Source organism: Achromobacter sp. GQ309 (assembly GCF_059759315.1).
Genome location: NZ_JCAXDP010000006.1, coordinates 403350 through 426068, shown reverse-complemented (window position 1 = coordinate 426068; position 22719 = coordinate 403350). Strand labels below are relative to the sequence as shown.

Below are 22719 nucleotides of genomic sequence, written 5' to 3'. Positions count from 1 at the left end.
TCATTGACTCCGAATGGCCCAGAACTGCAACTCCAGCTCCGGGAAGTCGCCGGTGATGTGGAAGCCGAAGCCGGTTGATCCTTGTGGCATCAGGCGCTGCCAATGCGGATGCGACCGGTCGAGCTGGAAGTAGGTGAAGCCGGCATGGAAAGGCAGATGGCGCGGCGCGACGGGCAACGTCATCAACGGCACGCCGGGCAACTGCAGGCGGATCAACTCCTGCAGCAGTTGATGCGACGCCACCTTGGCCTGGCGCACGAACTGTTGCCGCATCTGTTCCAGGGGCATGCGCGCACGGACCGCCAGGATGAAGTCGGCGCTTTGCAGCAGGCTGGGGTCGTGGAGTTGCGCGGTGTAGACGCCGTGACCCTGCGTGTCCAGCGGGAGCGATACGGCGCGGGGCTGCAACACGGTGCTGAGCACGCGGCGCAGGGTCTCCTTCAGCATGCGGAACGACGTCTGCGGCGAGTCGTGCTGATACGCGGGGTAGTCCTGAGGCAGCCGGCCCTCGTCAGTGAAGGTGGTCAGTTCGCCGCACGCCTGACCGCACGCCAGATACGCATCGACCGGACGGACGTCCGCGTCGCGGGCCAGATGCCGGAACAGATGCTGCCAGCGGTTCAGCGACTGCAGCAGGTTGAAGTCGGTGATATCCGCGACCCCGGATTGGCCCGGAGACCCGATCCGGTGCGCGATGCTTTTCGCGCGCTCGTGCATCAGCGCGGCGATCTCTTCCATGAAATGCGCCAGCGGCCGGATGGCCTGCAGATACATGCCCGTGATGTGAAAGTCGCTGTCCAGCAGCAGGCTGCCATCGGGGCGGCGGTCCAGAATGCGGCTCAGCGCCAGGCCGGTGAAGGCGCTGCGGTCGTCTCGTTCCAGCGCCAGTTGCAGGTTGGGCACGGCCAGCGCGATGGGCGTGTGATTGCCCTGATGGCTATGGGAGTCGCTGATGTCTTCCGTGCGATGGATGTAGCGGGCGTTGCCCAGCGTATCGGGCCAGCGGACCTCGGATATGCCGTCCGAACGTAGCGGCAAGGTCAGGTAGACCGTCTGGTTGGCGGCCGTTGCGTCCAGAATCGACAGCGGTTCGGGCGGCGGCTGGTCGTGCGGGATGTTGAAGGCGGTGCCGTCGGGCATGATGCCGCGGGCCCGCACGATGGAGATCTTGCCGAACGACAGGAACTCCTGGTTCAACTCCAGCTCGGAAAAGCCATAGCAATATCGGCTTCCCATGCGCACGTTGATGTAGTGCTCAAGGTATCGGTCTGTCTGCTGGAAATGCTGGGGTTTGACGAATTGCCCTTCGCCCCAAACGACGGGATTGCGGCTGGTCATGGCTGTTTTCTCGCTTGATTGCGGGCGCGCGGGGAGGTCTTTTCGGGCCGGTGGTTTTCGTCGGTGATGGCGACGCGGGTGTCTTGCAGGGTGACCAGCAAGGCGTACTTGCGGCTGCGCGGTTCCACCCGGAAAACGTCGTACCAACGTTGCGCGTCGGGTGCGTTGAAGGCTGCGACAACGGCGACGTAATGGGTGTCTTCGTCCAGCTCGTGATAGTTGATGAACTTGAATTGACCGGGCGCGAGCATGTAGTCGTCGGCCGTGATGTACGTGCTTCCCAACGCCTTTTTCGGGGCGCTGCGGACCAGGTCGGGGTCGGCGTTCTCAAGCAGCGAATCGTCCTTGAGCTGGATCACGCGAAAGGCGATGGGCGTGGCGTTGACGTGATCCTGCGCCGCAAGCGCTGCGGCGGGCGCAAGGGGTACGCCATCGCGATATTGGCCCAACGCGACATCGAGATCAGCGCCAATGCCAATCCCGGCAGCCGAATCCTGCGCGTCTTCACTTTTGCGCAAGTGCCATTGCACAGGAAAGGGGGCCCGGCTCGTCGCCACGCTGTCTGCCCACAGGCGTTCAAGCGCGGTACTGACGGCGACGGAGCGCGGCTTGAATGTTCTGGTGAATCCGGACCTGACCAACGTACTTGGCCGGTCTTCAGATGCCGCTGCCGTCGAGGCGTCTTGATGCAAGTGATCTAGCAACGTCTGCAGACTGTGGACCAGGTCTTCGCGGGATTCGCCCTGCACATTGACCGAGAACGACCGTTCATCCGACATAGACGAAGCCGGATCGACGTCCGGCTCGGCCACGGGATTGGGATTTACGTCTTTGGCGGCGTACAGACTCAGCGCCACTTGCGTCGGCTGATCTTCGGGCGGGCCCACCTGAATGCTCGGATCCATCAGGACCTGACCTGTCTTGGTGAGCACGTTGCCGACCGTGGTGCAGCCGGACAGCAACGCCCCGATGCACAAGAGTCCAACTGCTGGCCTCATGGTTCTTCCTTGCGCAGCGCCTGGTCGTAGGCCTGGTCAAAAACTTCCCAGAACAGTTTGTCGAACCCCTGCTGCCGGCTGGATTTGAGCTCTTCGTAGTAATGCCGGTACATCTGCCACGCCCAATCGCCGGGCAATGCCTCGGGGTGCTGGCCGGACCGGTACCGGGCGAAGCGGCGTTCAAGCTGGTCGGGCGCGAATGCCTGCAGCAATGCGTTCAGGCCCGCAGCAACTGCCGTGAGCATCGCACGATGCTGTTCACCGATCTGCTCCAGCGATTCCTCGACGGCGGCGGTGGGCGACAGGTGAACCATGCTGCGGTCCCGGGAAAAGAGCGCGCGCACGGTCTCCGGGTAGGTCTGCGCGAGACGCAGCGGATTGTCTTCGATGGGCTGCAGGGTGCGTTTGGCCAGCGCCAGTCCCTGACCTTCCGGCGTGCGGTTCAGCGCGGCGAGTCCGCGGATGAGCGCGGCGAGGGTGGTGCCGGCCTCGAACAGCAAGGCATGCGCGGCGTGCGGGTCCAGCGCACCCACTGGCGCGCCCAGACCCTCGACCAGCGGTCCCACAAGGCCGGCCGCATCGCCAGTCTGATTGAACTGACTCTGGATCCATTGATCGGAAGCGCCAGGGGCTGCAGAAGAAGGGGGGTGTCCCGACATGGGGGGATCTCCGAAGGCATGCAAAGGGGAGCCGGATACGGCTTCGAATCGGGTGGTGGACAGGTCGGCCTGCGCGGCCAATTGGGTTTGCCCGTAGTGGCGGGAATCCAGCACAGCGGCGTCGCTGGCCAAGGCGGAATCCGAGCGAGCCGCCTCTTCAAGCGCCAGCAAGGGATCAAGGCGTCCCTGCGGCGGCGTCTCCGACAAGGCGTCGAATACCCGCCAGCCATGCTCGTGGGTCTGGTTTGGCGCAGGGACATCGTTGCGGTGTGGGGGCAGGGCGTCGATAGGTTCATTCGACGTCCCCAGCAGCTCGGTCACATCATGTTCAGCGAGGTGCCGGGCAGGGTCGGGCAGGTTGAAGGTCTCGTCATCCAGGTTGACCGTCAGGCGATAGGGGCCGACATGAAGGATGTCTCCCCCGCGCAGCCGGGCGCCGACGAGTGCGCCCAACGGGTCCATCTGATCGTTCACGCGCGTCTGGCCGCAGCGGTCGATGACGAAGTAACTGCCGTCTTCGTAGCGGACTTCGCAGTGGATGGACTGCACGCGGCCGGACCGGTCATGCAGGATCCAGTCCGCCCCGTGAGCGCCGATCGTGCCGCCGGCGGTGTCAAACATGCACCGGGGCTGGCTGCCCTTTTGCAGGGCTTGCGGATTGTCGACCACCAGGGCAAGGCGATGATTGGAGGGTGTGGGTTTCATGTGCGCAGGGTGACTCTGACGGGCGGCGGGAGGGTCGTGGCCGGCTGTTCAAGAAAGCTGGTCCACCCCAATTGGGTGCCGTCGGCGTGCCGAAGATTGAAGGGAGGAACTTCGTCCTGACGCAGGCCAAGTTCGAGGTCGCAGGGCACCGGGTCTCGCAGCAGGAACACGACAAGCTGGCGCAGGCGCTCGAAGTTTTCGCCTGCCGGCAGGAACTCACGGAAGCGGTCCTGGCTCAGGCCCGATATCACGATGACGAAGCTGCAGTGCCGGGTACGGACGCTGTCGCCGATCTGGAAGCTTTCGCTGAGCTGGCCGTTGCGCCGTCCGAGCCGGATGCGGTCGGAGTCGTCGATGAGCGTGTGGCGCAGTTCGAAATCGCGGATCTGCACGTCCTTCAGATCAAAGCAATGCGCGATCAGCCCGGCCAGCATGGTCGGCGAGCGGCTGCGCAGGACCACGGCGCCTGCAAAGCTCAGCAGCCGGCTCCAGGCGATTGGCGTGTCGCCGCGGGTCGCGTCATGCTTCAGGCCGATCAGCGCGAATATCCGCCGCGAGAACTGATCGTCCGCACCGCGCCGGAAGCGGATGTAGTACCGGTACTTGCGCCAGGCCTGGTGCAGCAGCGTCAGCAGACGATGGTTGAAGAAGTCCAGGAACGCCGGGCGGATGCCCACGCCTTGGCCGGCCTCGTAGGCCAGACGGTCCAGGTAATAGCTGGGCAGCGGGGAATCCGTGCCGTGCATGCCGAAGAACGTGGCCTGCACCCGGTACTGGTGCGGAACGTGATTCTCCAGCCGTTCGGCCAGGGCGACGTCGGAGGCCGGAAAGCCAAGCCCGGCGTGATTGCCGAGCAGGACGCGCTGGTGATCGGCATCGAAGCTGTCGGGCGATTCCAGATCGTCCTCGTGCAGCGCATGCAGGCGTTCCAGAAGGCAGAAGAAGTCATGCCTTTTGGCCTCGGCCAGCAATGCGTCGCTTAGATCAGGGGCTGCGTGCCGCTGCGCATGGGCCATGCGTAGTGCTCCTGATTGGTGGTGTTGATCGCTTCCAGCACGTGGAACGACGACAGGCTGGCGTACAGCGACAGGAAGTGGCTGAGCACCGTGCCGAACAGGTAGAGATCGCCCTCGCAGGAGAAGCCGTTCTGGTCCAGCTTCAAAAGGGTGCGGGTGCCCCGGATCGGCAGGCCCTTGTACATCCGGTCAATGGGCTCGCTGACCACTTCCTGCAGGCCGTCCAGGCGCTTTTGCGTGGTGCGGGCGCGCTGAATATCGTGGTGTGCCGAGAAGTCGTAGTTGCCGATGATCGCCTTCAGCGGTTCGGCCGACAGCAGCGACAGGTAAGTGGGCGAGAGGTTGGAGATCAGGCTCCAGTGCAGATCGCCATCCAGGACCGGACGGTACGGCGGCGTGGGCGTGGTCAGGTTTCTGAAGCGGACAAACGCCGGGGTGTCCCGCAACCCCTCGCGGATATCGCCCACGCCCAGCGCCAGCGGGTAATCGCGGTTGGTGCACGTCAGCGCGAGCGACACCGTCTCTTCCCGCCCGATGTAGTGGTGATCGTCTCCGCGCACGAAGGCGATGCGGTGCTCGACGCCGGAATCGACCAGGGATGACGACAGGCGCGTGCGGTAATACAGCGTGGTGCGGCCGCGTTCGTGTTCGATCTGATGGCGCAGCGATTCGAAGGGCTCGTAGGTGCGAAGCCATTCGCCGGGTTGCGCGCTGTCGCCGTTCTTCCATCCATCGACCTTGTCGATACTGAAGATTTCGTACGCATCGGCCCGCTGCCCGCCGGGCATGAGACGGTGCTCGGCAGCCTTGCCGGTCAGTCGGATGGGTTCGGCATCGTGTTCGAACAGGTTTACCGCGGGCGTGCAGTACAGCGCGATGTCGCCCTTGCGTACGCGCACGTCCGCCGGCATGGGCCGCGTGAAGTGGAACTCGATGCGCACGTTTGTCGTGGGCTGGTCCGGCCAGAATTCGAGCAGGTTCGTCAGGGAGAAAAAGTAGAAGCGCCTGGGAAAGAGGAAATATTCCTGGAGGATGCGGTAGCCATCCATGGCGTTCTTGGGGTACGGCAGCAATGCAGCGTCGGAATGGAATCCGGGAAAGCCGATCTGATTGACCGGTATTTGGCGCACCGTACCTGCGGACTCCATTCGGATCTCGCCCAGGTACTTCGCCAGCCACAGGTAGAGCGTTTGCGCGGTGTAATCGCTGCCGCTCAGATAAAAATCCAGTTTGTCGCAGCCAAAGGTGTTGGGCGGGTTCTGGCTCAGGGTGGCGAGGTCGACGCGGACAATCGACTTTTCAAGCGAATGGCCGTCATTGACGTCCGCGACGTCGAACGGGAATATCGACACGTCCTGGCAGGTGCGGAACCGGCACTGCACGCCGTCCACGGGCCGCGACTGAATGCCGGTGCCGCGCGGCACGGTCTGGCGGCCGGTGATGGAATGGTCGGTGGGTTCGAACTGCATGATGGTGGCGCTGGGCAGGGGCCGCAGATAGTTGGGCCATAGCATCTGCAGCATCGAATGCGTCAATTCAGGAAAATCGTCCTCGATCTTGAGGCGCAGCTTTGCGGTCAGGAAGGCAAAGCCTTCCATCAGGCGCTCGACGTCGGGGTCGGTCGCTTCCTCGCCAAGAAACGGCGCCAGCTGCGGGTTGTTGCGTGCGAAGACGCGCCGCAAGCGGCGCAGGTAATCCAGTTCCTCGCGGAATTTTCCCTTCAGTGGCATCCGGTCAGCCTCCCATGGCTACGTGCTAGGTCACCCTGACCTGTCGGCCTTGATGGTGAAAGAGCAGGCTGATTTCCACCTGCTCTTCCAGGTTGTTCACCGGCACCCGGCAGACCAGCCGAAAGCCGAGGTTCAGCGACGCGTCCGTCCCGGGAAGCGGCCTGACTTCGATAACGCGCGCGCGTGGCTCGTAGGCGGCCACCGCGGCGTGGATATCCAGACAGACCTGTTGGCGCAGGTCGACGGCGCCGATGGCCGCGTCGTTCAGATCGCGCAATCCCAAACCAGGGCTGCTCTGCGAGCTGCCCTGGCGGGAATTGAGGATCCATTCCAACTGGCGCTTGATGGCGCGGATACGCTCGGCCGCCATTTCCTGGCGGGTGCGGGTGCGCCGCGGCGGAAGGTCCGGATCGAGGCGTTCGAACAGGCTTCCGCGCCCTGGGGATCGGGGCATGGCTCAGCTCCCTGTCAGTCCTTATCCAGGCGGCCTACCAGCGACAGTTCGAAGCTGGCGCCCATGTACTTGAAGTGCGGGCGAACCGACAGCGCAACCTGATACCAGCCAGGATTGCCGGCCACGTCTTGCACGACGACCCGGGCGGCGCGCAGCGGACGGCGGCTTCGGACGTCGCTGGTGGGGCTTTCCTGGTCGGCGACATACTGGCGCAGCCAGTTGTTGAGTTCGCGCTCCAGGTCCTGACGTTCCTTCCAGCTGCCGATCTGCTCGCGCTGCAGCACTTTGATGTAGTGCGCCAGGCGATTGATGATGAACATGTAGGGCAGCTGCGTGCCCAGCATGTAGTTGGTCTGCGCGGCCAGGCCTTCGGGCGTCTTCTGGAACACCTTGGGCTTTTGCACCGAATTGGCCGAGAAGAACGCGGCGTTGTCGCTGTCCTTGCGCATAGTCAGCGGAATGAAGCCTTCGCTGGAAAGTTCGAATTCCTTGCGGTCGGAGACCAGGACTTCCGTGGGGATCTTGGCCTGCAGCTGTCCCAAGGATTCGTACAGGTGCATGGGCAGGTCTTCCACCGCGCCGCCGGACTGCGGGCCGATGATGTTCGGGCACCAGCGGAACTTGGCGAAGCTGTTAGTGACGCGGCTGCCCATCAGGAATGCCGTGTTGCCCCACAAGTAGTTGCGGTGATCGCCGTCGATGGCTTCTTCGTAGGCGAAGCTGCGCACGGGGTTTTCCAGCGGGTCGTACGGCTGGCGCAGCAGGTAGCGGGGCATGGTCAGGCCCAGGTAGCGCGAGTCTTCGGATTCACGCAGGCTGCGCCACTTGGCAAAGCGCGGGCCTTCGAAGATGTCTTTGACTTCCTTCAGGTTGGGCAGTTCTTCGAAGGATTCCAGGTTGAGCATTTCGGGCCCGGCCGCGCCAAGGAACGGTGCATGCGCCATGGCGCCGACGGAGGCCAGGTAGCCCAGCAGCTTGATGTCGGGCGCGGCGGGACCGAAGTTGTAGTTGCCGATCATGCAGCCGATCGGCTGGCCGCCGAACTGGCCGTAGCCCGCGGTGTACACATGCTTGTACAAGCCGCTGCGGGTGATGTCGGCAGCGCTTTCAAAGTCTTCCAGCAGTTCGTCCTTGGTGACCGGCACGAACACGACCTGGATGTTTTCGCGGAAGTCCGTGCGCTGCACGAAGTCGAACAAGGCGCGCCAGATGGATTCAAGCTGCTGGAATTCCGGCTGATGAAGAATGGCGTCCATCTGCTTGCTGAGCTTGCGGTCGATCGCGGCAAGCATCTGGTCCACCAGTTGCTTGTTGATCGGTTGCTCGCGGGAGTCAGACTTGAGCATCTCGGAAACGAATGCGGCGACACCGCGCTCGGCGACCGCATAGCCCTCCTGGCTGGGCTCGATGCGGGTCTGGGCCATGATTTGCGCCAGCAATCCCCCTGGGGGCTGGCTGGCGGCGTGTTCCTGGATCTCGGCGGTTTGGGCTTTGGTCATCGGTGCGTCCTTGAAAACCTGAAGAGTGCGGTTGAGACGGGCCCGGGCATCACGCCTGGGGCGCCGCCAGGAGTTGGTCGAGTTCCTGGGCCAGCTTGCCGCGTGCGCTGTCGTCACCCAGCAAGGTCTGGATCTGCTTGCGGAACGCCGGGATGTTGCCCATGGGGCCCTTCAGCGCTACGAGCGCTTCGCGCAGTTCCAGCAGGCTCTTCAGTTCGGGGACCTGGCGGGCAATCGCGTCAGGACCGAAATCCTTGATGTTCTTGAATTGGAGGTTGACGCTGAGCGTGTCGCTTTCGCTGCCTTCTTCGAGCGTGGCCGGGACGTCGACTTTGAGGCTGAGGCCGGCTTCGGCCATGACTTCGTTGAAGGTGTCCTTATTGATCTGGACAGCGGGGCGATCTTCCAGCGGCGTTTCGTCGGCATGCCCCTTGAAGTCTCCGAGCACCATCACTTTGAGCGGGAGTTCAATTTCCTCTTGCTCGTCGCCTGTGGCGGGGATATAGCGGATATTGATCCGTTCTTTTGGTGCAACTGAACCAACTTTCGATGCCATGGGTCACTCCTTTTAGATATTCAAACGACGCTAGCGCATGGAGATATGAAGCAAAAAAAAGCTGCCTATTCTGATCCGCGGGTTAAAGCTTCGAACATATGAAAAGTTCGAAAAGCTGTTGGGATTGTTCGGATTCATATGGGAAATATGCGCGGCAATAAGAAAAGAAAGTCGGCCGGCTGATATTCGAATTAGTCCGATTGATGCGCTCCTCTGGCTGTGGTTTCTTAATGCGCTCGGTTTCTGTAGCGCTTAAACCATAAATGGTGAGAAAACCCATGGCCACGAGGAATATCCGGCATGATTTCCGTTGATCTGTCTGCCTTGCTTGACCGATTGCACCCGGTGGCGCGACACGCGCTCGAGGAAGCCGGCAGTCTCTGCATCCGCCAGCACGGCGCAGAGGTCACGGTTGCCCACCTGCTCTATAAATTTCTGGAACAGCCAAAATGTGATGTGCGCTGCGTTCTGGCAAATACGGAATTTGATCTGGATGCGTTGCGCGAGGCATTAGCCAGCACGTTTCCGAAACTCGACGCAGGGCTGGGGCATGCATACCCCTCGTTTTCTCCCTTGCTGCTCGAACTGATGCAGGACGCCTGGCTATTAAGCTCGGTGGAATTGGAGCAAACCGAAATACGGACTGGCGCGCTGCTGCTGGCCGCGTTGCTGAATCCGGGGCGATACCTGCCGTTTCCCGCGATCCGGTTGTTCGAATCGATTAATCGCGAAACGCTGCGCAAACGTTTTCGCGAATTGCTGGCCGGTTCGTCGGAAGCGCCCGTCCTGGAAGATTCCTCGCCAGCGCAATCGGCAACGGCGGCGTCCGATAGCGCGCTCAACAAATACGGCCAAGATTTCACGGCCCAGGCGCGCGCGGGCAAAATCGATCCGGTTTTGTGCCGGGACGCCGAGATCGATCTGATGATCGACATTCTTTCGCGCCGCCGCAAAAACAATCCGATCGTGGTGGGTGAAGCTGGCGTCGGAAAAAGCGCCGTGGTCGAGGGCCTGGCACGGCGCATTGTCGAGCAGCGCGTTCCTGCGCCGCTGCGCGACGTGACGTTGTGGGGGCTGGATCTAGGCGCCCTCCAAGCCGGCGCCTCTGTCAAAGGCGAGTTCGAAAAGCGCCTGAAGGCGGTCATCGACGAGGTCAAGCATGCGTCCAAGCCCATCATCCTGTTCATCGACGAAGCGCACACGCTGATCGGGGCCGGTAACGCGGCAGGCGGCAGCGATGCGGCGAATCTCCTGAAGCCCGCTCTCGCGCGCGGAGAACTACGCACGATCGCCGCCACGACCTGGTCCGAATACAAAAAATACTTCGAAAAGGATCCCGCGCTCACGCGGCGGTTTCAACTGGTGAAACTGGACGCGCCCAGCGTGGAGCAGGCCGTGCATATCCTGCGCGGCCTGCGTGGCATTTATGAGGACGCGCATCAGGTCTATATCGCCGACGATGCGCTAAAGGCTGCTGCGGCGTTGTCGGCACGTTATCTCTCGGGCCGCCAGTTGCCGGACAAGGCGATCGACGTTCTGGACACCGCCTGCGCGCGCGTCGCGACGGCGTTAGCCGAGTCACCGCGACGCCTCGCTTCACTGGAAAACGAATTGCGGCAGGTGGATGCCGAGGCCGACCAGCTCTGGCGGGATGCCCGCGCGGGACGAAAGCCGGATACCGGCAGGCTGGCCGCGCTGGATGTCGCGCGGCAGCAGATTCAGGACTCCATCGAACAGTTGCAGGCCGCGTGGCAGCGGCAGAAGACGCTGATTGACGAGATCATTTCCCTGCGCGCGGGCGAGCTCCAGGAAGACACGTCACAGCGGCTGGAAGCGCTGGTCGCGCAATTGGCGGACCTTCAACGCAACGGCGCCTTGTTGCATGCAGACGTGGGCGCCGAGCAGATTGCTCAGGTGATTGCGGACTGGACCGGAATTCCCGCCGCCACAATCAACAGCGACCAGTTCCACCGCCTGGACAAGCTGCCCGAGACGCTACGTCAACGCGTCAAGGGGCAGAACGCCGCCATCGACACGGTGCACCGGCGCCTGTTGACCGCCATGGCCGATCTGCGGCGCCCCGGGACGCCAATGGGCGCCTTCCTGCTGGTGGGGCCGAGCGGGGTGGGGAAAACAGAAACTGGCTTGGCCGTCGCCGACGCGTTGTTTGGCGGCGAGCAGTTCCTGACCACCATCAACATGTCGGAGTATCAAGAGAAGCACACCGTGTCGCGCCTGTTGGGAGCCCCGCCGGGATACGTCGGTTTCGGCGAAGGCGGTGTACTGACCGAGGCCATCCGTAAGCGGCCCTATTCGGTGGTGCTGCTGGATGAAGTCGAGAAAGCGCACCCGGAGGTGCTCAACATCTTCTATCAGGCCTTCGACAAAGGCGAGCTTGCCGACGGCGAAGGCCGTCGCATCGACTGCCAGAACGTGCTGTTCTTCCTGACCTCGAACCTGGGCTTCGATCAGGACGGCGGCCCGCTTGCCGACCTCGACACCGAGGCGCTGCGCGAACACCTTGCAAGATTCTTCAAGCCGGCACTGTTGGCGCGCATGCAGGTCGTGCCGTTTTGCTATCTGGACGAGGCCACGCTTGCCGAGATCGTCGAAAGCCGCCTGCAACGCATCGAAAGACAGTTCAGCGACCGCTACAGCGCGCAATTGACGATCGAGACATCAGCACGGGATGAATTGCGCGCGCGTTGCCTGCGTCACCAGAATGGCGCACGGCTGCTGGATGCCAGCATCGACGGCGACATGCTGCCGCCGTTGTCGCTGGCCGTGCTGAAGTGCCTGGCCAGCGGGCAGCGCTTCCGCCGTTCCGCAATCAGCTGGAATGGTGCGGCCTTCGACGCCGTGGTGGAGTAAGCGCAATGTCCTTGAGTGCTCAAGGCGCCGCCGCGCTCGCCCGGACGCTGGTTCAGGCCAGCGGCATTGCGTCCCTGGCGGACCGATTCCTCAAAGCCGTTTGTTCGGCGCCGGGGATACGTTACGGGGTCTGCTACTGGCGCGAGGCGGCCGGCGACAGCATCCGGCCGATCGCCAGTCATGGCGTCGCGCTGGACCTGTTGCCGGCATACTCCTTGCTCGATCTCGACAACCCCATCACCCACTGCCTGACCACCGCTCAGGCGCGTCATGTCGCACGTCTGGACTGCATGTTCGGCGTCGCGGGCGGCTATGAGGAACTCCGCGAGCGGCTCGCTGCCGCAGAGGCATGGCTGGTGGTGCCGCTGCTGGATGCGCGTCAGAAGGCTGTGGCGGTGTTGTTCCTGGCGGGAACGGCGTCCGGGCTCAGGTCCTGGACGGCAGACCCCGCCTGGCAGGAGCTGTGCAGGTTGTATGACGCCGTCTTGAATGGTCTGCTCGATCGGCTAGGTTCGGTCGAGCTGACGCAGACGCGCCAGACCATGCACCACCAGCAGTCCGAGACGCGCGGACGCCGGCGTCTGCTGTCAACCGGCTTTGTCGGCGCCGGACAGATTGCGCGGCGGCTACGCGAAGACATGCTGCGTTTCGCCGACTCTTCCTTGTCGTTGCTGGTCACCGGAGAAACGGGCTCGGGCAAGGACCATGCCGCCTGGCTGATCCACCAGGCATCCGCGCGCAAGGGCAAGTTCGTGCCGGTGAACTGCGCGGCCATCCCGAAGGACCTGATTGAAGCGGAACTCTTCGGCGCAACCCGTGGCGCCTACACCGGGGCCACGCAGGCGCGGACGGGGCTGGTGGCGGAAGCCGATGGCGGCACACTGTTTCTGGACGAAATCGGGGATATGCCCCTGAGCCTGCAGGGCGCGCTGTTGCGCCTGCTCAACGAAAAGAAGTACCGGCCGGTGGGTGCAACGCGAGAGCTGCCGTCCAACTTTCGGTTGATCTGCGCCACCCATCGGCCTTTGCTTGAACTGGTGCGGGACGGGCGGTTCCGAGAGGACCTGTACTTCCGTGTCTGCCAACTGACGCTGCACATTGCGCCCCTGCGCGAGCGCCTTGAAGACGTTCCGGCGCTGGTCGCGCACATTCTGCTCGAGCACAACCGGGCATTCCCCGGCCGCGTCGCCGGCATTTCCGACAACGCGATTGCACAGCTCCAACGTCATCGGTTTCCCGGCAACGTCCGCGAGCTGCGCAGTCTTGTGCTTGCGGCCGCGGAGCGAACGCCGCCCGGCAAGCGCATCCAGACCAACCGGCTGGTCGAGCTGACAGATGGCGCGCACAAGCCCGTAATCGATGACTCCGGCGAAGCCCGCCTGCAGCGCCTGTGGCGTACCGAAAGTCTTCCCGACGCGTTAGCCGCGTTCGAGCGCTTGCTGCTGGAAGACCGCTTGCGTCAGGCCGCGGGCTCCCGTCGGGTAGCCGCGCAAAGCCTGGGGATTCCCAAACGCACCTTGGCGCGCAAGTGCCTTGATATGAATCTGACTGGAGAGGAAGCAATATGAAGCCATTTGGGGCGCTCCTGCTGGTTGCCGCCGTGCTCGTGGGCGGCGACGCGGCCACGGACGCGTTGGCGGCGGGCCGTAGTTGCAGGACCATCGTGTCGGCAATCGAACGGTTGGCCTGTTTTGACGCCGAAGCGGGTACGCCGCCTGTACCTGCTGCGGAAATGGCGACAACGTCCACCGTGGCGCCAACCGCCCAGGCACCGGCCGCCGCGGCATCGACCGCCGCGGCATCGACCGCCGCGGTATCGACCGCCGTGGTATCGACCGCCACGCCTCCCGCCAAGGTTCGGGTGCCGGACATCGTCGGGCTGGTGCAACGCAACGAATCCCGCCGCAAGGCAGATCACGCCGGCGTGCTGCTATTGCGCGTCGGCGATGCCATACCGGGCCAGGACAAGGTCGTCATCTCGGCGCCGGCTCTGACGGGAAGCGAGCCGCGGCCGCTGCTGGCAATCAGTTGCCTGCAGAACATTTCTCGCTTGCAGCTCATCACCGCCGAGCCGCTGGACGTCAGCCGCGTGAGCATCCGCGTGCTGTTGGACGGGCGGCCGATTTCCGACCGCCGGCCGTGGCAGGTCGTGGAAGACGGCACGGTGACGGATGCGGGTCGCGGCCTGGTCGCGATCGAACAGCTTCGTCATCTGACCCGCGCGTCCCAGCAGATGCAGCTTGAAAGCGACCATGCCGCGTTTCACGGGCTGTCGTTCGACACCGCGGCGCTTCACGAGCTGATGGCGCAACAACGCGAGGCTTGTCATTGGTGAGCACGTTTCCCACGCTGGACCTCGACGCCATCCTGTCACCCATCTCGCCGCATCAGCCGGCCGGCGAGTTCGACGAGGAAGACAACGCCTACCAGGGTGTCGAAAGCGAAATGATGAAGCTCGGCGGGCTGCAAGAGGCGACCATCGACTGGAGCTATGTGGATTCGGCATCGCGACAGTATCTGCAGTCGCAGTGCAAGCACCTGCGCATTGCCGCGCAATTGGCGACCGCTCGCATGCGTTCAGGCGGTTGGCGCGGCTGGGCCGAGGCGGCGGGCGTGTTGGCCGGCATGACCAGCCGGTACTGGAGCACCAGCCATCCGAAGCCGGGCGCGGCCGGGTTGACGGCCAAGCGGCGCCTGATGTCCCAGCAGCTGGAGCGCCTGGGAGAGGCGCTGGCCAAACTGGACGGCAAGGGATACGCCGACGAGTTCTACAAATCTGGCCAACGGGCCTTGGACACGCTGCAGGGCTGTGCAAGCGAATCCAAGCTGGACGTGCCGACGCTGACTCGCCTGGAGGCGCAGCTACGGCTGAAGGCGGAGGCGACACGCGCGCCGGAGCTGGCCGATGCGCACATGGAGCTGTCGGCGCAACCCACCGGGATCACAGAGGCCTTCTTCACGCCGATGGCCATGGCGCAGGGCAACGAACGTGAAGCGCGCCGATCGCTGTTGGCCGTGGCCGACCTCATCAACCAGCAAGACGCCTATGATCCGACCGGCTATCTGCTGCGCCGCTTCGCCTTGTGGGCGCACCTGAGCATTGCGCCATCGACTCGAAAGGACACGATGCGGACGGAGCTGATGGCCGTTCCCGCCGAAACCGCCGAGGCCTATTGGGACGCGCTGAAAGCGAATGCGGTCGATCCGGCGCTTCTGCAGCGCGTGGAAAAAAGTATCACTTCGTCGCCGTACTGGCTGCGCGGCAGCTTTCTGGCCGCCGGTATCGCCCGCCGCCTGGAAATGCAGAACGTCGCCGAGGCAATCCGCCAGTCCACCGAGCGCTTTGTGGCCAAGCTGCCCGCGTTGGTGAAGCTGCAATTTGCTGATGGCCGCGCTTTTGTCGATGGCGAAACGCAGTCGTGGATCAGCGGGGCGGATGCGGACACCGCGAAGCTGGGCGCCGGCCATGAGTACCCGGCGTTGCGCGAGGAGCTGCGCGAGGTGTTGGAAGCCAACGGGGTGGAGTCGATGCTCAAGCGGCTGGAAGCCATCCAGAAGACGTCAGCGGATCCGCGCCATGGTTGCCATGTCATCACGATCGCCGCCGAACTGCTCGGCGCGCGTGGTTTGGCGTGGCTGGCCGATGGCTTGTATGCCCGCGCCCATCAGATCATGCAAGACGCATCCGCGGCGCAATGGGAGCCCAGTCTGTTCGGCCTGCTGGGGCGCCACGTCAACGCCGCAATCGAATGCAAGAAACAGGAGCAACCCCATGTTTAAGATTTGGTCGAAAGTGAAGCGCTATGGCCAGCCCCTACTGAAATGGACAAAGCAGGGCATGCCAGTGGCGTTGCTGCTGATGCTGGCGCTTGCCTTGGCCGCCATCTGGTGGTTGGGGCCGATGTGGATCTGGGATGAATACCAACCGCTGGCAAGTCTGACCGCGCGCGTGCTGGCCACGCTCGTGCTGATTGCGCTGCCCTTGCTGGTCTGGGCCATCAGGCTGCGCAAACGGAATCTCACGCTGGAAGCCGAGCGGGCGCAGACACAGAAGCAGCAAGACGATCCCTGCTTGCGCTACGTGCAGGCGCAGGAGCGGGATCTGGACAAGAGCCTGAGCGTGCTGCAGGCAAACCTGAAGGGCCGCAACGCGCTTTATCAACTTCCATGGTACCTGGTGCTGGGACAGGAAAACGCGGGCAAAACCAGCTTCGTCAACCGGTCTAGCCAGACATTTTCGTTGACCGGTGAGGTCAAGGCGGGCAGTCAGCGCCTGCAGGACGACCCGGACCGGATCTATCGCATTGACTGGTGGATCGGCGATGACGCGGTGCTGATCGACCCGCCGGGCGAACTGATCAGCCAGCCGCGAGTGACGGCGGAAATTGAAGCGTCTGCGGCGTCCGGAAGTATTGAAGCGCCAAGGCCGGGAAACGCTGCGGGACCCGCGCTCCTGCCCGAGGCGCTTCATTCCCGTCTGTGGGATAGCTTTGTAAGTTGGCTGGCGCGCAATCGCAGCCGCCGTCCGCTCAATGGTGTGGTGCTGATGGTCAGCCTGGTCACGCTGCTGAATCAGCAACCCAGCGACCGCAAGGCGCTGGCCTCGTTGCTGCGCGCGCGGCTGGCCGAACTTAGCCGCCAGCTCGGCACGCGTCCGCCGCTGTATGTCGTGCTGAGCAAATTCGACTTGCTTGAAGGATTCGAGCCGCTGTTTGCGCGGCTGTCCAAGTCCGCTCGCGAGGACATCTTTGGGTTTACGTTCACGCTGGACTCGGTGCAGCGTTACGATGCGTGGCGGGATGAACTGGGTGCGCGGTACGACGAGTTCCTGACGCGCCTGAACGAGCAGGTGTTTGATGCGTTGGCCGACGTCCGCGAATTGCGTCAACGGGAAGCCCTGTATTCGCTGGTGCGGCAGCTGACCGGCATGCGACCGCTCTTGATGGAGTTCCTGACCGATGTGCTGGGCAGCGATCGTTACATCACACCGGCGCTGCCGCGTGGCGTCTTTCTGTCGTCGGTCTATCAGCAGGGCGTGCTGACCAACGCATTCGTGGCTTCTGCCTCGCAGAACTACGATATCCGCGAGCCCGTGCCGGCCACGCATCCCAGCGGCCGCGCGATGGTTTACTTCGCCCAGCAGCTTTTTCAGCGCGTCATCTATCCCGAATCCGGCCTGGCGGGCGACAACCCGCGTGTGCGTGCCGAGAAGCGGCGCGCGCTGGCCTTGCGCTTCGGAGTGGCGTCGCTGGGCAGCGCGGTGATCCTCGGCGGTTGGTATCACTACTACGCGGTGAACCGGGACAAGGCCATGAGCGTTCTGGAGCGCAGCCGCGCATACAGCGCCCACGCCATCGACGGCAAGCTGGACATGACAGGCCGCAATCTGCTTCAGCCGCTGGAACAGATCAGCAGCGCGGTGGCGGTGTATGGCGATTACCGGGAAGCGTGGCCGCTTGTGGCGGACATGGGTCTGTATCAGGGATGGCAGATTGGTCCGAAGGTCGATCAGGCCTATTTGACGCTGCTGTCCCAGCGATTCCTGCCTGCGCTGGCCAATGGGGTGATGGAGCACCTTGACGGCACGTCGATCGACAGCGATGCGCAGCTTGAGGCGTTGCGCGTGTACCGCATGATTGAGGATCGTCCCAACCGCCGGCCGCCGGTGGTTGAGCGTTGGATGGGGCGGCAGTGGGCACAGGCTTTCCCCGGCGAGGACAAGGTGCAGCGTGCGTTGATGCGGCATCTGGACTACGCGATGAAGTATGCCGACACGCTGCTGCCGCAGTTCCAGCAGCGCGTGTCCGTCGTGCAGCGCGACCTGCGGCAGATTCCGTTGCCGCAGCGCGTGTACATGACGATGCGCCGTCAGGCGGGCGAATTTCTCAGGGCGCCGCTGGATCTGCGCAATGAAATCGGCCCGGCCTTTGATGTGGTCTACCAGCCGGCGGCTGCGGCCAAGGCAGAAACGGGACAGCCCGCTTCCGATGGCCGTATCGACGCGCTGTTGACGGCCAAGGGATTTCACAATTACTTCGCGCCGCACAGCCAGGATCTGACCGAACTGGCGATGATCGATCAGTGGGCGTTGGGCGAGCGGCGCAATATCGATTATTCAGAGGCCGACAAGCGCGCATTGGCCGAGCGCATCCAGGCCATCTACGGCCGTGATTACATCGACACCTGGCAGCGCAACCTCAACCAGCTTGAGGTTCGGGATTTTCATGATCTTGCCGAGGCGGTCAATGTGCTGGGCACGGTGACGAGTCCTGCGGCGCCGTTGCGCCGGCTGGTGGAAACCGTGCGCGACAACAGTGAACTTGGCGCCAACACCCCTGCAGTCACGGGCGCGCTCGACGGGAAGGGCGCAGCGGTTGCGCAGGCTTCAGGCGTGGCGGAAAAGGTGGCAGCTGGCAAGGACGAAACCGGCGCGATATTCGGGATTGCGCGGGCGTTTGCGCCGATGAGCCAACTGTTGCAGGCCCAGGGCGATCGGGCGTCATACCTGGACGAAACTTTGGTGGCGATCGGTAGCGTGCAAGACAAGGTGCGCACGGTGCACGACAGCCCGGACCGCGGCAAGACGGCGCTAGACGTGGTGCTGGAGCGCTTCGGGCTGAAAGGGCCGGACCCGATCAGCAATCTGCAGCGTATTGCGGCGGGTCTGCCCGAACCGCTGAACCGTCAGGTGGGCAAGTTGGCCGACGAGTCGTCGCGGGTGATTCTGGTGGAGGCGTTGCGCGAGCTTGAGCGTCGTTGGGACATCGACGTGTATCGCTTTTATCGCGAGCGGTTGGCGAATCGTTATCCGTTCAATCCGGCGAGCCGAGAGGAAGTGGCGTTGGACGATTTCACGGCGTTTTTCGGCCCGCAGGGGCGTTTGCAGCAGTTCCGCGAGAAGTACCTGAATCTGTTCATCGAGGACAACCTTGAGGCGTTGTACTCGGAGCGGTTGGGCGGGTATCTGGTGCGCAATGACGTGCTGACGCAGCTTGAAGCGGCCGAGAAGATCCGGGACGCGTTCTTCAATAGCCGCGGCACGTTGGGCGTGCAGTTTCATGTGGAGCCGTTGGGAATGGCGCCGAGCAAGCGCAGCAGCTCGCTTAGCGTGGAAGGGCAGTTGGTGACTTACAACCACGGTCCGACGACCAGCACGGCGTTGATCTGGCCGAATACGCTGGCGTCCAGCAATGAAAGCCGGATGACGTTGGTGCATGCGGGGGGCAGCAGCAGCGGATTGGCATATCGCGGTCCGTGGTCGCTATACCGGCTGCTCAGTCAGGCCCGCCTGAACGGTGCGACGAGCTCGAGCGTTGATATCAGTTTTGCTGCGCCGGACGGCGGTATGCGCTATCGCATCAGTACGGAGAAGGCGAACAATCCGTTCACGCAGCCGTTGTTCAAGGGGTTTGCCTTGCCGAAGACGCTTCTAGAGGATGGCGTGCGCGGCAACGATGCAGGAGGGCAGAGTGCGGGGGGCAAGGCTGGCGGGAAGCAGGCTGCCTCGGCGGGTGGCGTGCCTGCGCGGGTGGCTCGGCAGGTGGGGGTGCCGGTAGGCGTGGTCCGCTGAGGGAGGCGTGGCAACGCGATCGCGCTGCCACGCCTGGATGGATCATTCGACCAGCCAGCCGGCCTCGCCCTCGATCAGCGTGCCGCCATGGCTGGTTTTGTCACCTTGGCGCGCAACGGGTTGTCCTTCGATGATGGTGCCGGGCGAGCCGGTCTGAATGATTGCGCCGCAACTGATGCGGTCGCCGATGCGGGCGACGGCCCGGCCGTTGACGATGGCTTCGCTTGCACCGGTGACGACGGTGCCGGTGCCGTGAGTGGGGCAGCTATGGCGATGACCTACAAGAACGATGGGTTTCATGATTGGCTTCCTGACGTTCGGGGCTGTTGATTAGCCCCGTGTCGATCAAGGTCGGATCAGAACGGACAAGGCCGGCGCGTGATGCGCCGGCCTTGTTGTTTAAGAAACCTGGGATCAGGCTTCTTGGGGCTTGCGCCAGTCGTCTGAGGCTTCGGTGCCGGCGATGGCGTGGGTCCAGGTGATCTTGCGGTAGGCCATGGCGACCTTGACGAGCTGGGTGTACTCGGCCTTGGTGGGATCCTGGGCGTGCGGGAGCACGGTGTTGATGTTGACGATGGTGGCGTCTTCGAGCTTGGTGGTGAAGAAGTGCTCTTGCTTGCCTTCGGTGGAGGTGCGGTACCACTTGACTTCGACTTCGGGCAGCATTTCGCCGGAGGCGAGGGCTTGGTACATGAGGGGGGTGGCCTTGTTGAGCGGCGCGGTGAAGACGAAGGGCTTGTGGACGCGCTGGCCGGAAGGCTGGCCGCTTTGCGGGTCGGTGGGGGTGGCGATCAGGTGTTCGATTTCCTGGACCAGGATCTGGTCTTCATGACCTTCCTGGTAGACGTTGCCGACGGAGTCGGCGGTGAAGGCGCCTTGCGTGATGTTGCCCTGGGTCTTGCCCTGGATGCTGATGTAGGCGGGAGTCGGCATTTGCTGTTTCCTGGGTTGGTTTCTTTTGCGTGATGGCCTTATTGGCCGGGGTGTCATCGGGGATGACATCCGATTAATTGCAAAGTCCGTGCCAGGGTTTGTTTGAATGCTGGTTTTCTCTTTTTTTTCAATAGCTTGTGGGGTGGCGTTTTTGATGTTGGCTGATTACGGATTGCTCGAAAAACGGGAAAGTGGTTTTTTCTGCGGGGATTCGGGTCAGTTGTGGCTCGGTGCTTTGGTAAGTCTTTAAAAACAAAGCGGAAAAATTCGGGTCGGGAATGGCTCGGGTGGGTCGGATTTGGCTCGGTCTGTTTTTTTGGCTGACTCTCAGAAGCTGGTCGATCCGGGGGGCTGGCGTTTGGGCGGAGTGGGTTCTTTTGACGCCCGGCGTGGCGGCGGCCTGGGTGCGCGGGGCTACGATTGCGGTCCGGAGCCTTCGCTCCGGACTGCCCCTGCCTCAACCTCGTCCGCCTTCGGCTCCCTTCGGTTTCCGTCGGGCGCATCTACACGCCCCGCGCACCCAGGCCGCCGCCACGCCGGGCTGCGGTGGCTTGCACTTGGTGGCCGCTGGGGCGGGTGGGGTTCTTTAGGTTCTTGCGGGCGCTCCGGGTGGGATGGAGCGGTTTGCGGGGCCCGCCCCACTGCGGCCGCGCGGGCGGCCTGGTGGGGCTTACGCGGTGTCTTGCGTCGGGGCGATGGCGCTGCGCGCTGGCGTGCGGGTGGTTTTTTTGCGGTGCCGTGTCGGTTGGCGACGGCTCGGTGATGGCTTGGTGATGGCTAGGTGTCTGACACCCATGGGGCTTAACCGTAACGAGTGCAAGCCGGTTTACGCGGGGTGTCTGACACCGTGTTAGAAACGCCTCGCGTGTCAGACACCAAACTGGTTTGCGTTACTTCGTCGCCACCTTTTCCGGCGGGACCGGATTATCCCAGCCGCCGCCGATGGCGCGAATCAATGCCACCGTCGACCGGGCCTGTTCGGCAGTCAGTTGCACCGACACGCGTTGCTGCAAGAGCACGCTGCGGTCGGCTTCAATCACGTCCAGATAGCTGATCGAGCCTTCACGGTACTGCGTGTGCGAGAGTTTCGCGGCGCGGGCAGCTGCTTCCACCGCCTCGTTCTGGGCCTTGGTCTGGTCCGCGAGGATGCGCAGGTTCGCGAGGTTGTCTTCTACTTCGCGGAACGCGTTCAGGACGGTCTGGCGGTAGACGGCGACGTCTTCTTCGTAGACGGCGCGGGCGCGGTCCAGGCCGGCTTGGCGGCGGCCGCCGTCGAAGATGGGCATGGACAGGGCGGCGCCGACGAGCGGGCCCAGCAGGAACGTGCGGCTGGACCACTGGAAGAGGTTGCCCAGTTCCGAGGACTCGTAGCCGAAGGCGCCGGTGATGTCCAGGCGGGGGAAGAACGCGGACTTGGCGGCGCCGACGCGGGCGTTGGCGGCGGCCATGGCGCGTTCGGCGGCGGCGATGTCGGGGCGGCGTTCGAGCAGCGTGGAGGGCAGGCCGGCGGGTATGGTCAGCGCGATCTTTTCGATGGGCTGGGGCGGCATGGTGAATTCGGACGGGGCGCGGCCCAGCAGGACGGCCAGCGCGTGTTCGGCGGTGGCGCGGCGGCGGTCGATGCCTAAGGCTTCGGATTGCGCGGAGGCGAGTTCGGCCTTGGCGCGCGCCAGGTCCAGTTCACTGATGTCGCCGGCGTCGTAGCGGCGCTGGATGAGTTGAAGGGTGTCGGTGCGCAGCTTGACGGTCTGATGGTAAATGCGCGATTCGGCGTCCTGTTCACGGACCAGGAAGTAGGTGGTGGCGACGTCGGCTTGCAGGGCGAGCAGGACGGAGCGGTAGAGCGCTTCGCTTTGCTGGGCGTCGGCGGTGGCGGCGTCAACTGTCGATGCGACGCGGCCGAAGAGGTCGGCCTCGTATGACACCGTGCCTTGCGCGCGCCAGGTGGTGACGGGCGAAGTCGACGTGCCGTCGGGCAGGCCTTGCGAGACGGCCGAGGGGCGTTGGCGGTTGGGGCCGAAGCCGGCGTCCAGGCTGGGGAAGAAGCCGGAGCGCGCTTCGCGTTGCAGGGCGCGGGCCTGGGTGAGGCGGGCGGCAGCGGCCTGCAGGTCCTGGTTGGCGCGCTGGGCTTCTTCTTCAAGCTGGTTCAGGCCTTCGTCGTTGAAGACCTTCCACCAGGCGCCGCGCAGAGCGTCCTCAGAAGGTTCGGCGGGCTTCCAGGTGCCGGCTTCGGACGCGGGCAGGGCGGCTTCCTTGAAGGCGGCGGGCGTGTCGGCCGTGGGGCGCTGGTAGGTGGGACCCACCGCGCAACCGGCCAGCACGAGCAGCATGGCGAGCAGGGCGGATCCTCGGGTCAGTCTTTTGATCATGATGACGTTTCTCTTTGGCGC

16 protein-coding genes are annotated in these 22719 nt (G+C 63.7%); 5 read left to right on the top strand and 11 right to left on the bottom strand.

The window, feature by feature from the left end; translation table 11 throughout:
• Genes tssK through tssB form a run of 8 tightly spaced genes read right to left on the bottom strand, consistent with a single transcriptional unit; the run spans position 1 to position 8955 of the window.
• Positions 1-1338 carry a type VI secretion system baseplate subunit TssK gene (gene tssK, locus AC6CIE_RS21105; RefSeq protein WP_498093792.1) on the bottom strand — a complete coding sequence of 446 codons (1338 nt, stop codon included), beginning with the start codon at positions 1336-1338 and terminating at the stop codon, positions 1-3.
• Positions 1335-2315 carry a type VI secretion system lipoprotein TssJ gene (tssJ, locus tag AC6CIE_RS21100; protein WP_498093790.1) on the bottom strand — a complete coding sequence of 327 codons (981 nt, stop codon included), beginning with the start codon at positions 2313-2315 and terminating at the stop codon, positions 1335-1337. The genes tssK and tssJ overlap by 4 nt, the downstream gene beginning before the upstream one ends.
• 17 nt (positions 2316-2332) lie before the next feature.
• Complete coding sequence (gene tagH / locus AC6CIE_RS21095; protein WP_498093788.1) at positions 2333-3700, bottom strand: type VI secretion system-associated FHA domain protein TagH; 1368 nt, start codon at positions 3698-3700, stop codon at positions 2333-2335.
• A complete protein-coding gene (gene tssG, locus AC6CIE_RS21090; RefSeq protein WP_175184829.1) occupies positions 3697-4716 on the bottom strand; it encodes a type VI secretion system baseplate subunit TssG in 1020 nt (339 codons plus the stop codon). The genes tagH and tssG overlap by 4 nt, the downstream gene beginning before the upstream one ends.
• On the bottom strand, positions 4680-6446 hold the full coding sequence (gene tssF / locus AC6CIE_RS21085; protein ID WP_498093786.1) for a type VI secretion system baseplate subunit TssF: 1767 nt from the start codon (positions 6444-6446) through the stop codon (positions 4680-4682). The genes tssG and tssF overlap by 37 nt, the downstream gene beginning before the upstream one ends.
• 25 nt (positions 6447-6471) lie before the next feature.
• Positions 6472-6900 (bottom strand): type VI secretion system baseplate subunit TssE, encoded by a 429-nt coding sequence (tssE, locus tag AC6CIE_RS21080; protein WP_498093784.1) that lies wholly within the window; start codon positions 6898-6900, stop codon positions 6472-6474.
• Between the two features lie 14 nt (positions 6901-6914).
• On the bottom strand, positions 6915-8399 hold the full coding sequence (tssC, locus tag AC6CIE_RS21075) for a type VI secretion system contractile sheath large subunit (RefSeq protein WP_498093782.1): 1485 nt from the start codon (positions 8397-8399) through the stop codon (positions 6915-6917).
• A 49-nt stretch (positions 8400-8448) separates the two neighbouring features.
• On the bottom strand, positions 8449-8955 hold the full coding sequence (gene tssB / locus AC6CIE_RS21070; protein WP_105240884.1) for a type VI secretion system contractile sheath small subunit: 507 nt from the start codon (positions 8953-8955) through the stop codon (positions 8449-8451).
• A 300-nt stretch (positions 8956-9255) separates the two neighbouring features.
• Between tssB and tssH the strand changes: the two genes are divergently transcribed.
• From tssH to tssM, 5 genes are read left to right on the top strand one after another with little or no spacing between them, the layout of a single operon-like run.
• Positions 9256-11826 carry a type VI secretion system ATPase TssH gene (gene tssH / locus AC6CIE_RS21065; RefSeq protein ID WP_498093780.1) on the top strand — a complete coding sequence of 857 codons (2571 nt, stop codon included), beginning with the start codon at positions 9256-9258 and terminating at the stop codon, positions 11824-11826.
• Between the two features lie 5 nt (positions 11827-11831).
• On the top strand, positions 11832-13394 hold the full coding sequence (locus AC6CIE_RS21060) for a sigma 54-interacting transcriptional regulator (RefSeq protein WP_498093778.1): 1563 nt from the start codon (positions 11832-11834) through the stop codon (positions 13392-13394).
• Complete coding sequence (locus AC6CIE_RS21055) at positions 13391-14161, top strand: type VI secretion system-associated protein TagO (protein WP_498093776.1); 771 nt, start codon at positions 13391-13393, stop codon at positions 14159-14161. The genes AC6CIE_RS21060 and AC6CIE_RS21055 overlap by 4 nt, the downstream gene beginning before the upstream one ends.
• Positions 14158-15606 (top strand): type VI secretion system protein TssA, encoded by a 1449-nt coding sequence (gene tssA / locus AC6CIE_RS21050; protein WP_498093774.1) that lies wholly within the window; start codon positions 14158-14160, stop codon positions 15604-15606. Before AC6CIE_RS21055 ends, tssA begins: the two co-directional genes overlap by 4 nt.
• On the top strand, positions 15599-19396 hold the full coding sequence (gene tssM / locus AC6CIE_RS21045; RefSeq protein WP_498093772.1) for a type VI secretion system membrane subunit TssM: 3798 nt from the start codon (positions 15599-15601) through the stop codon (positions 19394-19396). The genes tssA and tssM overlap by 8 nt, the downstream gene beginning before the upstream one ends.
• Positions 19397-19438: 42 nt before the next feature.
• Here the strand turns inward: tssM and AC6CIE_RS21040 are convergent, their stop codons facing one another.
• From AC6CIE_RS21040 to AC6CIE_RS21030, 3 genes are all read right to left on the bottom strand, one after another.
• Complete coding sequence (locus tag AC6CIE_RS21040; RefSeq protein ID WP_175137975.1) at positions 19439-19696, bottom strand: PAAR domain-containing protein; 258 nt, start codon at positions 19694-19696, stop codon at positions 19439-19441.
• Between the two features lie 114 nt (positions 19697-19810).
• Positions 19811-20329, bottom strand: coding sequence for an Hcp family type VI secretion system effector (locus AC6CIE_RS21035; protein WP_175122245.1), 519 nt, complete (start codon positions 20327-20329; stop codon positions 19811-19813).
• Positions 20330-21219: 890 nt separating this feature from the next.
• Positions 21220-22698 carry an efflux transporter outer membrane subunit gene (locus tag AC6CIE_RS21030; RefSeq protein WP_498093770.1) on the bottom strand — a complete coding sequence of 493 codons (1479 nt, stop codon included), beginning with the start codon at positions 22696-22698 and terminating at the stop codon, positions 21220-21222.
• Positions 22699-22719 lie beyond the last annotated feature (21 nt).